This window comes from Streptomonospora wellingtoniae (assembly GCF_031845375.1).
Lineage (GTDB): Bacteria > Actinomycetota > Actinomycetes > Streptosporangiales > Streptosporangiaceae > Streptomonospora > Streptomonospora wellingtoniae.
On record NZ_JAVREK010000034.1, the window covers coordinates 31,809 to 43,822 of the forward strand.

Annotated in this window: 9 protein-coding genes; 5 read left to right on the plus strand and 4 right to left on the minus strand. The window is 71.7% G+C overall.

What is annotated here, in order from left to right:
• Positions 1–299 precede the first annotated feature (299 nt).
• Positions 300–731: a PPOX class F420-dependent oxidoreductase gene (locus tag RM446_RS23145; protein WP_311547545.1), complete on the plus strand. Its 432-nt coding sequence runs from the start codon at positions 300–302 to the stop codon at positions 729–731.
• Between the two features lie 180 nt (positions 732–911).
• On the opposite strand, the gene RM446_RS23150 is transcribed toward RM446_RS23145, so the two are convergent.
• The 4 genes from RM446_RS23150 to RM446_RS23165 all read right to left on the minus strand — a co-directional run bounded on the left by RM446_RS23150 (position 912) and on the right by RM446_RS23165 (position 4,779).
• Positions 912–1,901 carry a LacI family DNA-binding transcriptional regulator gene (locus tag RM446_RS23150; protein WP_311547552.1) on the minus strand — a complete coding sequence of 330 codons (990 nt, stop codon included), beginning with the start codon at positions 1,899–1,901 and terminating at the stop codon, positions 912–914.
• A 314-nt stretch (positions 1,902–2,215) separates the two neighbouring features.
• The gene (locus RM446_RS23155; protein WP_311547546.1) at positions 2,216–2,845 is read right to left on the minus strand and encodes a TetR/AcrR family transcriptional regulator; all 630 of its coding nucleotides are present in this window, start codon (positions 2,843–2,845) and stop codon (positions 2,216–2,218) included.
• Positions 2,846–2,966: 121 nt separating this feature from the next.
• Positions 2,967–3,875, minus strand: coding sequence for an ABC transporter ATP-binding protein (locus RM446_RS23160; protein ID WP_311547553.1), 909 nt, complete (start codon positions 3,873–3,875; stop codon positions 2,967–2,969).
• Between the two features lies 1 nt (position 3,876).
• Entirely contained in the window at positions 3,877–4,779 is a 903-nt protein-coding gene (locus tag RM446_RS23165) for an ABC transporter permease (RefSeq protein WP_311547547.1), read from the minus strand.
• A 174-nt stretch (positions 4,780–4,953) separates the two neighbouring features.
• Between RM446_RS23165 and RM446_RS23170 the strand changes: the two genes are divergently transcribed.
• The 4 genes from RM446_RS23170 (at position 4,954) to RM446_RS23185 (ending at position 11,935) form a co-directional block, all read left to right on the plus strand.
• On the plus strand, positions 4,954–5,598 hold the full coding sequence (locus RM446_RS23170; protein ID WP_311547548.1) for a TetR/AcrR family transcriptional regulator: 645 nt from the start codon (positions 4,954–4,956) through the stop codon (positions 5,596–5,598).
• Positions 5,599–5,817: 219 nt separating this feature from the next.
• A complete protein-coding gene (locus tag RM446_RS23175; RefSeq protein ID WP_311547549.1) occupies positions 5,818–6,876 on the plus strand; it encodes a hypothetical protein in 1,059 nt (352 codons plus the stop codon).
• A gap of 628 nt (positions 6,877–7,504) precedes the next feature.
• Positions 7,505–8,653, plus strand: a complete 1,149-nt coding sequence (locus RM446_RS23180) for a hypothetical protein (protein ID WP_311547550.1) — start codon at positions 7,505–7,507, stop codon at positions 8,651–8,653.
• A gap of 387 nt (positions 8,654–9,040) precedes the next feature.
• A complete protein-coding gene (locus tag RM446_RS23185) occupies positions 9,041–11,935 on the plus strand; it encodes a glycoside hydrolase family 9 protein (protein WP_311547551.1) in 2,895 nt (964 codons plus the stop codon).
• Positions 11,936–12,014 lie beyond the last annotated feature (79 nt).

A 12,014-nucleotide genomic window follows, 5' to 3' on the forward strand; every position in this document is an offset into this window, starting at 1 on the left:
ACACCGGGAACTGCGGCCCCGGGGCGGCCGGAGGCCCGTTCACCGCCGCGGCTCCGCTACCGGCGGAGGCCGCGAAGTACGCCCGTCCAGAGAACCACGCATACCTAGCACGTGCCAAGAGCGGCAATCCGGAGATTGCCGCCCACGTCGATGAGGTCGGTCACGGGCCCGTGAGACCTGCTTCCCACCGGCCGCCGAGGTCGTCCCGCGGGCAGGGCGCACGCTGAGCGGGCGCGATCGCCGCAGTCGCCTCGCCGCTCAGCGGGAATAGCGCGGGACCGGGCGCGCTTGCCCCGGATATGACACAGACGACGTTCAGTCCGCGCGACCTGCTCGCGGAAAGCCGGCTCGGAGTCCTCGCGACGATCAAGGCGGACGGGCGCCCGCAGCTCTCGCCCGTGCGGCCCTTCTACGACCGGGAGTCCGGCGTCATATACGTATCGATGACCGAGGGCCGCGCCAAGACCGCCAATCTGCGCCGCGACCCGCGCGCCGCACTGGAGGCCACCAGCCCCGACGGATGGGCATGGGCCACCGCCGAGGGCCCGGTGGAGCTCACCGGTCCGGGGACCGACCCCGCGGGCCCCGAGGTCGAGGCGCTGGTGGACTACTACCGCCGAGCGGCCGGGGAGCACCCGGACTGGGACGAGTACCGGTCGGTGATGGTCGCCGACCGCAGGGTCCTCATGGCGATGGCGGTCGAGCGGGTGTACGGCGAGCGGATCCGCTGACGCCCCGGCGCCGACAGCCGTCGGCAACCGGGGCGACAGGCTCCGACACGGGGCACAGCGGGCGGGCCGACGGGTGCCGAAGGGCGGGCGCGGCGGCCCGGCGAGGGCGGGCCGCATGGGGAGCCGCCTGCGCCGAAGGCGCGAACGGCCCCCGGCGGAGCGGTCCCGCCGTGGCCTCTCCTACGGCTCGGCCCGGGCCGGGCCCGTGGTGCCGCGAACGGTGAGCGTCGGGGTGATCACGAACTCCTTGGCGCTCGCGCGCCCTTCGTCGAGGCGTTCGGTCACCGCCTGCACCGCAAGCTCGGCGAGCTGTGCGGAGTCCTGGCGCACGGACGTCAAGTCGAGGAACGACAGGTGGGCCAGCCGACTGTCGTCGTAGCCGATGACCGACACGTCCTGCGGAACGCGCACGCCGGCGCGCACGAAAACGTCCAGCAGGCCGCGGGCGCAGCGGTCGTTGGCGGTGACCACCGCGGTGGGCAGCGTGTCGCGGGCCAGCAGCTCGCGGGCGGCGCGGGCGCCCGACTCCTCGGTGAACGCGCCGGGAAGCTCTCGCGCGCGGTCGGCGAGCCCGTGCCGGCGCATGGCGTCGCGGTAGCCGCCGCGGCGCTCCTCGGCCTCGCGCGCGGCGCCGCCGTCGACGTGCACGATGTCGCGGTGGCCCAGGTCGGCGAGGTAGCCGATGGCCCTGCTCATGCCCGGCGCCTCGGACGTGCGCACAAGGTCGGCCCCCGGTACCGACGCGCTGCGGCTCATCTCGACCACGGGCACCTGCTCGGCCACCCGGGCCAGCTCGGGCGAAGGGTCGGAGGACAGCCCGGTGAGGATGAGGGCCTCGCTGCGCAGCCCGAGCAGCTCCTCGATGGCCTGCCGCTCGTCGCGGCAGGGCACGTCGGCGCTGAGCGCGATCCCGTAGCCGGCGTCCTGGGCGCAGGCGTAGAGGCCCTCGACCAGTTCGACGTTGTGCGGCTGGTCCATGTCGAACAGGACCCCGATCTGTCGGCTGCGGGTGCGGCGCAACAGCTGTGCGGCGGTGTGCGGGCGATATCCCAGCTCCTCGGCGGCCTCGCGGACCCTGCGGCGGGTCTCGTCGCTGGGACCGGCCTGACCGCGCATGACCAGCGACACCAGCTGCCTGGACACCCCCACGTGCGCGGCGACGTCGCCCATGGTGGGGCGCCGCTTGGGCGCTGCCGCCCCGGATGCGCTCTTCGAGTCCGGCACCCTGCCTCTTCCCTGGCCGGCTGCGAGCGGGGCGGAGGATCCCCGCTACCCGCGCGAGGATAACCGCCTGCGGGACGTCCTCGAGGCTAGCACGTGACAAGCCCGCCACCCGGCCCTACACCGCCCCTCAGCGCCCGTCCGGCGGCGGCGGGCGAGCCGCCCCTTGGACGCCGGACGGCCGCCTCGGACAGACGCCTGACGTGCGTGCCGACATACGCCCGCACCCCCCGGCGAGCCGGGGGGACCGGCTCGCAACCCGCCTACCGCTCGCGCGGCGCCAGCCCCTCGAAGGCCAGGCGCGTCACGGCGTCGGCGATCGCCGCGGCGTCGTGGCGGCCGTCCGGCCGGTACCACTCGACCAGTGAGTTGACCATTCCGAACAGCAGCCGACTGGTCAGCTCCGGCGGGATGTCGGCGCGCAGCGAGCCCTCGTCGGCCGCGGCGCGCACCAGGTCCGCGAGTTTCGCGTCGATCTCCCGGCGCCGGCGCAGCGCGTCCGACTCGACCTCGCTGTTTCCGTGCACGCGCAGCAGCAGCGTCACCGCCGGAAGGTGGCCGACCAGCACATGAACGGCCTGGCGCACCGCGGAGACCAGGCGGTCGTAGGCGCTCCCCTGCTCCCCGTCCTCGCTGGCCGCGGCCGTGTCGATGACCACCGCCAGCGCGTCCAGCGCCTCACTGAGGGCGCCCTTCAGCAGGTCGGCCTTGCTCGGGAAGTGGTGGTAGATGGCCGACTTGGTCAGCCCCAGTTCACGGGCGAGGTCTCCGACGCTCGTGCCGTCGTATCCGCGGCGGTTGAACAGGTCTATGGCGCAGCGAAGGACCGTCTCCTGGTCGTACCCGGGCCGCCCGCGGCGCGGCGCCTGCCTGGTCGGCGAAGGGCGTGGCATGGAGCCCACAATCCCATACGCGCCCGAGCGGCGCGGCTGCACCCGGCCCACCGCCGTCGATCTTGTAGCCATCGCAAACGGAAATCGTTTTCCTTCACGATGGCTACAAGATCAACGGGATTCAGCCGTTCATGAACTCCTCGTAGGCCTCCAGCACCTCGTCGGTGGGGCCGTCCATGACCAGGCTGCCGCTCTCCAGCCACAGCACCCGGTCGCAGGTGTCGCGGATGGACTTGTTGCTGTGGCTCACCAGGAAGACCGTGCCCGCCTCGCCGCGCAATTCGCGGATGCGGGCCTCGGAGCGCCTGCGGAACTTGCGGTCGCCGGTGGCCAGCGCCTCGTCGATCATCAGCACGTCGTGGTTCTTGGCCGAGGCGATCGCGAAGCGCAGCCGGGCGGCCATGCCCGAAGAGTAGGCGCGCATCGGCAGCGAGCTGAAGTCGCCCTTCTCGTTGATGCCGGAGAACTTGATGATGTCCTCGCGCTTCTCGTAGGCCTCCTGCGGCGTCATTCCCATCGCCAGGCAGCCCAGGATGACGTTGCGCTCGCCGCTGAGGTCGTTCATCAGGGCGGCGTTGACGCCCAGCAGCGAGGGCTGGCCCTCGGTGTAGACGCGACCGGCCTCGGCCGGCATCAGCCCGGCGATCGCGCGCAGGATCGTGGACTTGCCGGAGCCGTTGGAGCCGATCACGCCGATGGCCTCGCCCCGGTACGCGGTGAAGCTCACGCCCTTGATGGCGTGCACCGTGCGGCCGCCCTTCTTCTCCGAGGCGTCGGTGCGCCCCGTCAGGCGGCGCAGCGCCCGGGAGGCGCGCCCGCGGCCGCTGCGCCGCCGCTCCTGCTGCTGCTCCTGCCGGGCCGCGGCAGCCTGGGCACGCAGCTCGGCCTTGCCCTTGCCGCCGCCCTTTCCCTTACCGCCGGCCGCGGAGCCGCGCAGCCGGTAGACGATGTGCAGGTTGTCCACGATGACCGTGGGCGGCCGGTTCTGCTCCGCCTCGGCCTGCCCGCTCTGCTGGGCCTGTTCGGACACGTCAGTCACGGCCGTACTCCTCCTCAGCCCGGTAGAAGTAGACGAACCCGGCGAACAGCGAGAGCAGCGCCCAGCCGAGGGCGAGCAGCCAGACATGGGCCGGCAGGTACTCGGTGCCGAAGTTCTCGGTGTTCATCAGCGCGAATCGCATGAGGTCGATGTAGACGGCGGCCGGCTGCATGTCGAGCAGGTTCAGCACCCACGCGGGTGCGTTCGCCGCCCGGTCCTCTACCAAGTAGAGCACGCCCGACCCGTACATCCAGGCACGCAGCACGAACGGCAGCCACTGGGCGGCGTCGGTCGACTTGCTGCCCAGCCGGGCGGCCCACATGGCCAGCCCCGTGTTGAACAGCAGCTGCAGGACCAGGACGGGCACGACCAGCAGCCAGCCCCAGTCGGGGAAGTTCCCCCGCGCGACGACGATCACCATCAGCACCACCATGGAGATCGCGATCTGGCGGAGCTGGATGGTCACCTGAGTGATGGGCAGCACCGCCCGGGGGAAGTGCAGGGCCCGGATCAGCCCGCGCTCGCCGGAGATGGACTTCACGCCGCTCGTCACCGTGTTGCGGGTGAAGGTGAACACGAACACGCCGGTCACCAGGAACGAGACGAAGTCCGCCACGCCTCGGCTGGTGCCGAGGAGCAGGCCGAAGATCAGGTAGTAGACGGCCGCGTTCAGCAGCGGGGTGAGGACGAACCAGAGCCCGCCGAGGCGTGCACGAGTGTACTTGGCGCTCGACCGCGCTCGCGCGAACTCGCCGATGAAGTACCGGTGCTGCCACAACCTGCGGATGTACTCGACCAGGCCCGGCCGCGCGCCGCTGACCGACAGGCCGTGCCTGGCTGCCAGGTCCGCTGAGTCGGGATCGGGCCGATCCCTGGTGATTCCGTCTTGTGCCACGCTTCTGCTCACTTCGGGTTGCTCTCAGAAACTAAGGGATGGGGGCGCCGCGACAGCTCCCGACCAGTGCTTCACCTGCGAAATCACGTCAGAACGCAACCGTTTCGTCGCCCCGCCAGCGTAGATCGATCGAGGACAGAACGCAACCGTTTCGTCCTGCGTTAGGATGGCCGTGTGTCCAATGCAGAGAACCAGCCCCGGCGAGGGCGGCGCGCACCCGCGGGAGCCGCTGTTCTGCAGAAGGATGTCACGCTGGCGATCCAGGCGGCCGTCTTCACCGAACTCGCCAGGCACGGATACGGGCGCCTGTCCATCGAGGCCGTGGCCAGACGGGCGGGCGTCGGCAAGACCGCAATCTACCGCCGCTGGAACTCCAAGCTGCAAATGGTCGTCGAGGTCGTCTCGGCGGCCGCGGTGAAGGTGATGCCGGTGCCTGACACCGGAACGCTGAGCGGCGACATACGCGAACTGCTCGACGCGGGCGCCCAGGCGATGCGCCACCCTCTGGCATCGCAGATCGTACCCGACCTTTTGGCCGAAGCGGCTCGGAACCCCGACATAGCCGAAACTCTGGAGAACGCACTACGGGAGACCCAGCAGGGGCTCAGCGCGGTGATCGTGAAGAACGCGGTCGAGCGTGGCGACCTGCCGGCCGACACCGACGCCGAACTCGCCTTCGACATGGTCTTCGGACCGTTGTACTGGCGCGTCGCCGTCACCCGCAGGCCCGCGTCCGCCGACTACCTGGACAGCCTGGCCGAGGGCGCCACCGCCGCCCTGATCGGCGCGCACGGCCCGCCGGAGCGCTCCGCCGAGTGAGGCCTCCCGGTACACCGGAGAGCCCGAAAGGGCCGTCGGCCCGGCGAACCGGGGCGTCGGCCTTTCGGCCTCTTCAGCTCAGTATCAGGTCCCGGCCGAATCCCTCGCCCCGCGTCTCGCTGCACGGCCATACGAAGACCCCGGGGCTGAACGACGTGCGACGAGTACGACTACGCTGCTTGCCTCGCCGGTGTCCGGGTGCAACGTCATGGGAGCTGTATGGGCTGGAGCGGTATCAACCCGTGGGGCAAACGCGCCGTGGCGGCATCCGCCGCGGCGGCGCTGCTTGCGGGCGGCTACGGCGGCTATGCGTGGGTGGCGGAGCAGACGCCCGGCGCCCGGCTGGCCGAGGCGTGCGGCGGCATGCTGCCGGTGGACGAGGTCCTTGGGCTGACCGGTACCACCGCGAGCGGATTCGGCGGCGACGACCTCGAACTCAGCAGCAACACCTACGACGATTCGCCGAGCGTGGATGAACCGGACGGCCTCCCGACGTTCTGCGAGGCCAACTCTGTCCGCGTGCGGATCGAGACCGCGAGCAGCGGTGGCGAACCTGTTGTCACCGGCAACTACAACGGCCCGGGCGAGCCGCTGCCGGTCCCGTTGCCCGCCGACTGGTCCGGCTTCCTCGTCAGCGACGCCGATGGGGACAGCCTCGGCGCCTCCGTCCTGCTGGACTGCCCGAACTGGGATCGCCGGCACGGCTCCGGCATCCTGGTGAACGTCGAAACCTGGGACTACTCCGCCGTACTGCGCGACACCGCCCGTGTCGCCACCCGGACCGCGGAGCGCGCGGCGCGGGCCACCGGCTGCGAAGCCGAGCCCGGCGGCAGGATCGGCGAGGTCGACTCCCCCGACGCCACCGTCGCGCACCTGCGAGCCCACAGGGCCGAAGGCACATGCAAGGGCGTGGCATCGCATCTGTGGGTTCTGGAGACGGCGGCGCGCACCGCGCCGGTCGAATCCTGCGTGCTCGAAGGCGCGCTGGAGCTGCGGTCCGTCTACGGCCCCTACGTGCGCAACGCCGGCGAGCAGAGATACGGCGGTTGGGAGTCGGCCACCGGTGCCACCTCCACCGCCGTGTGGGGCTCGGCGGCCTGCGGTGGCGCCCAGGGCGACGCCGTGTACTCGGTGCATCCCGTCGAGGACAGCGGTCGCAGCTTCGCCGACACCCCGCTGACCCGAAGCGAGCACGCCGATCTGCGCACCTTCGCCGAGGCGTCGGCAAAGCGGCACGGCTGCGCCCCTCCCGAACTGCCCGCCCCGCCACGCGGCTGAGGACGGCCAGAAACCATGCGCCGCCCAAGGCGGCGTTGATTCGCGCGGCGCGAACCAGGATGAACAGGGCGAGCAGGAACACGCCCAGGTGCAGGCCGTCCAGCCACCGCGGAGCGGATGGTCTACCGCCCGGCGCGCACGAACGGCCAGTCCGCCGCGGACCAGCGCGAGCGCCTCGCGAAGCGTAGGGCGGCTGCGCTCCGGTTCCGCGGCCTCCAGAAGGGTGCCAACGATCTCGGAGCCGTGCGCGGCGCGATAGCGGTCGGGGTAGCTGCGCAGCAGCAGGTCGTACCTGCGCTCCAGCCGGGTGCGGCCGGTGCCGCCGGAGGCCTGCCCGGTGCCGTTGCCTCCGGCCCTCATGCGGTCGCCGTCCCGCAGAGGACGGCCGGCGCGCCGATGACGACGGCCGCAGCCTGCCGCATGCGCCGCGCCTCCGCGGTGACCGCTTCACGCCCGTCGCCGGTGATGCGGAGGTACCGGCGGGCCGACCGTCGACGGTCTCCTCCCGGTCGACCTCGATCAGGCCGCCCGCGGCCAGGCGGTCCAGCGCCCGGGCCCGCCTCACCGTCCGCTGCCGCTTGGAACCCCGCGTTGCACGAAGTGCGACGTGTGCCACTACTCTGTCCGCTTGGCCGGTTTCCGGGATCAGCAGCAGAGGAGCGACGTGGGCTGGAGCGATCTCGGCGTGCGGGCCAGGCGCATCACGGCGGCCGCGGCCGCGGCCGCCCTCCTCGCCGGCGGCTGCGGCGCCTACGTTTGGATCAAGGAGCAGACGCCCGGCGCCCGGCTGGCCGAGGCGTGCGGCGGCATGCTGCCGGTGGACGAGGTCCTGGCGCTGACCGGTACCACCGCGAGCGGATTCGGCGGCAACGACCTCGACCTCAGCAGCAACACCTACGACGTCTCACCGACCGTGGTGGAACCGGACGGCCTCGCGACCGTCTGCCAGGCCAACGACCTCAGCGTGCAGATCGAGTCGGCGAGCGGCAGCCGCGACCCGCTCGGTCACTACGTCTTCCAGAGACTCGACGGCCCGCTGCCGGTACCGCTGCCCGGCGGCTGGTCCGGCTTCCTCGTTCCCGACGAGTCCGGTCTTCCGGCCTACGGAGACGACTACGGAAAGCTCGGCACCTCCGTCCTGCTCGACTGCCCGGCCTGGGACCGCCGGCACGGCTCCGGCATCCTGGTGACCGCCCGCCTCACCGACAGCGACACCGCCGACCCCGCCGTGCGGCGCGGCCTCGTCCGTATCGCCACCGGGGCCGCGGAGCGGGCGGCGCAGGCCACCGGCTGCGACGGCGATCCCGGCGGCAGGATCGGCGAGGTCGGCTCCACGAACGCCACCGCTGAGCATCTGCCGGCCGACCGCGCCGACGGCACCTGCGAGGGGGTGACCTCGCAGCCGTGGGTCCTGGAGACGGCCGCCCGCACCGCTCCGACCGAGAGCTGCGTTCTCGAAGGCTCGCTGGTGCTGCGGTCCTACTACGGCCCCTTCGTGCGCGACCACAGCGAGGCGAGGTACGGGGAGTGGGACGAGGCCACCGGCGCCACGAACTTCGGCGCGTGGGGCTCGGCCGACTGCGGCGGCGCCCTCGGCGACGCCGTGTACATGGCGGAGCTGGTCGAGGACAGCGATCGCGGCCTCATCGACACCCCGCTGACCCGAAGCGAGCACGCCGATCTGCGCACCTTCGCCGAGGCGTCGGCAAAGCGGCACGGCTGCCGGCCGCCTGAGATTTCCACCGAGCCCCCCGTGCCCGCCGAGCCCCCCGACTGACAGCCTGCTGAGCACCCGACCCCCGTTGATCTTGTAGCTATCGTGAAGGAAAACGATTTCCAGTGACGATGGCTACAAGATCGACGGAGATGTGCGCTCGCGGGCCTCATTCCCGGACCGGACGGCGCGAGTCGAGACCGGTTCGTTATGCGCGCCCGCGCTGCCCCGCGGACCGCGAGTTCACGCCGGATGCACGACTGTGGAATCGAAGCGGTTCGAGGCGGCCTTCCGAGCGGCGGCGGTGCGTGTGTCCATTGACACACCCCCGCCGCACTGTCACGATCCATGAGGCGTGGGAGCGCTCCCACATCACGACAACAGCACATCGGCGAGTCCCCGCCCCCTCTCTCTTCGCGATCCCCCACATCCCCCAACGTGAGGACTCTCATGAGCCCATCCCCATCCCGCGGCGGATTCGCCGCAGGGGCGGTCACGGCCGCCTCCGCTCTCGCAGTGTCCCTGCTGGCCGGAGCTCCCGCGGCGCACGCGGCCGAGCTCGTGGCCAACGGCTCCTTCGACGACGGCAAGACCGGCTGGTGGAACACCGAGAACGCTCCCGCCGAGGTCGTCGACGGCCGGCTGTGCGCCGACGTCGAAGGAGGCACCGCCAACGCCTGGGACGCGATCGTCGGCCAGGACGGCCTCTCCCTCACCTCCGGCGAGTCCTACGAACTGACCTTCACCGCCAGCGCCGAACCGGGGACCACGATCCGCGCGCTGATCCAGGAGCCGGTAGACCCCTACACGGCGTACCTGACCGAGAACCCGGCTCTCACCGCAGAGGCGCAGACCTTCACCTACGCCTTCACCGCCGACTCGACCATCGAGGACGCCCAGCTGGCCTTCCAGATCGGCGGCGAGGCCGACGCCTGGACGTTCTGCCTGGACGACGTCTCCCTCCAGGACGGGGCCGATCCGCCCGTCTACGAGCCCGACACGGGTCCGCCGATCAAGGTCAACCAGGTCGGCTACCTGCCGGACGGGCCCAAGAACGCCACGCTGGTCACCGACGCCGCCACCGCTCGGCCCTGGACGCTGAACGACGCCGACGGCGAGGCGGTCGCCGAGGGGCGGACCGAGCCGCAGGGCAGCGAGCAGAGCTCGGGGCAGAACGTCCACTCCATCGACTTCGGCGACTACACCACCGAGGGGGCCGGGTACACGCTCACCGTCGGCGAGCACACCAGCCACCCCTTCGACATCTCCGGCAGCGCCTACAAGGCCCTGCGCTCCGACTCTCTTTCGCTCTACTACCCACAGCGCAGCGGCATCGAGATCGACGACTCCCTGATGCCCGGCTACGGCCGCGCGGCCGGCCACGTCGGCGTCGAGCCCAACCAGGGAGACCTGAGCGTGCCGTGCGCACCCGACTCCGGCTGCGACTACGAGCTGGACGTCTCCGGCGGCTGGTACGACGCCGGAGACCACGGAAAGTACGTGGTCAACGGCGGCATCTCCGCGGCGCAGGTGATGAGTGTCTGGGAGCGCACCTCCTACGCCGAGTCCGCGCGTCCGGGGCGCCTGGAGGACGGCACGCTGCCGATCCCCGAGCAGGGCAACGGCGTCCCCGACGTGCTGGACGAGGCGCGCTGGGAGATGGACTTCCTGATGAAGATGCAGGTGCCCGAGGGCGAGGAGCTCGCCGGAATGGCGCACCACAAGATCCACGACGCGGAGTGGACCGGCCTGCCGCTGATGCCGGCCGACGACCCGCAGCCGCGCTACCTTCAGCCGCCGTCCACGGCGGCCACGCTCAACCTCGCCGCCACCGGCGCGCAGTGCGCCCGCGTGTTCGAGTCCTACGACGCCGACTTCGCCGCGCGGTGCCTCACGGCCGCCGAGACGGCGTGGCAGGCGGCACAGGCCAACCCGGACGTCTACGCCCCGGCCGAGGGCGTCGGCGGCGGGCCCTACAACGACGACGACGTCTCCGACGAGTTCTACTGGGCCGCGGCCGAGCTGTTCATCACCACCGGCGAGCAGTCCTACGAGGATGCGGTGCTCGACTCTCCGCTGCACACCGAGGACGTCTTCACCGCCGGAGGCATCTCCTGGGGCGCCGTGGCGGCGCTCGGCCGGATCGACCTGGCGCTGGTGCCCAACGAGCTCGACGACCGCGACCGCGTGGCCGACACGGTGACCGCCGGCGCCGAAGGCTACCTGGACACGCTGCGGGACCACCCCTTCGGCCTGCCCTACGCTCCGCCGGAGAACGAGTTCGTGTGGGGCTCCAACAGCCAGGTGCTCAACAACATGGTGGTCATGGCCGCGGCCTACGACCTGACCGGTGACGACGCCTACCGTGACGGCGTGCTGGAGGGCATGGACTACATCCTGGGCCGCAACGCCCTGGGCCAGTCCTATGTCACCGGCTACGGCGAGAACGCCGCGCAGAACCAGCACAGCCGCTGGTACGCCCACCAGCTCGACCCGGACCTGCCCAACCCGCCCGACGGCACGCTCTCGGGCGGACCCAACTCGCAGCCGGGCACCTGGGACCCCGTCGCGGAGGACAAGCTGGAGGGCTGCGCTCCCCAGTTCTGCTACATCGACGACATCGAGTCCTGGGCCACCAACGAGCTCACCATCAACTGGAACGCGCCGCTGGCGTTCGTGTCGTCCTTCGTCGCCGACCAGACCGGCTCCGGTGACGCACCGGACGACGAGACCGCCCCCTCCGCACCGGGCAAACCGGCGGTCTCGGACGTCACCTCGTCCGAGGCGAGCCTGACCTGGGACGCCTCGACCGACGAAGGCGGCAGCGGGGTGGACGGCTACGACGTCTACCGGGTGGACGGCGGCTCCGCCGCGAAGCTCGGCTCCGCCGAGGGCACCTCCTTCACCCTGACCGGGCTGGAGGCCGACACCGACTACACCGTCCACGTCGTCGCCCGCGACGGCGCGGGCAACGAGTCCGAGCCCGGACCGAGTGCCGCGTTCACCACCGAGCCGGGCGACACCGGCGGCGGGGCCGCCTGCGAGGTCGACTACACCGCCAACAGCTGGGACGGCGGGTTCAGCGCGTCGGTGACGATCACCAACACCGGCGACTCGGCCATCCGCGACTGGAGGCTGGGCTTCGCGTTCGCCGAGGGCCAGCGGCTCGGGCACGGATGGAACGCCGAGTGGTCCCAGGACGGCGACGCCGTCACGGCCACCGGCCTGTCGTGGAACTCCGACATCGCTCCGGGGTCCTCGGTCAGCGCCGGGTTCAACGGCAGCCACGGGGGCTCCAACCCCGCTCCCGAGGACTTCACCGTCAACGGCGAGAGCTGCGCCTGACAGGCCCGGATCCGCCTCGGCCGGGCCGGCCCCGGGGGAGGGGGGGGGGCGGGGCGCGTTGGGGGGGGAACACGCCGGC

Coding starts and splice junctions, on each gene's coding strand:
- RM446_RS23155 (WP_311547546.1), bottom strand. CDS start 2,845: ATGCCACGCCCTTCGCCGACCAGGCAGGCGCCGCGCCGCGGGCGGCCC.
- RM446_RS23145 (WP_311547545.1), top strand. CDS start 300: ATGACACAGACGACGTTCAGTCCGCGCGACCTGCTCGCGGAAAGCCGG.
- RM446_RS23175 (WP_311547549.1), top strand. CDS start 5,818: ATGGGCTGGAGCGGTATCAACCCGTGGGGCAAACGCGCCGTGGCGGCA.
- RM446_RS23185 (WP_311547551.1), top strand. CDS start 9,041: ATGAGCCCATCCCCATCCCGCGGCGGATTCGCCGCAGGGGCGGTCACG.
- RM446_RS23150 (WP_311547552.1), bottom strand. CDS start 1,901: ATGGGCGACGTCGCCGCGCACGTGGGGGTGTCCAGGCAGCTGGTGTCG.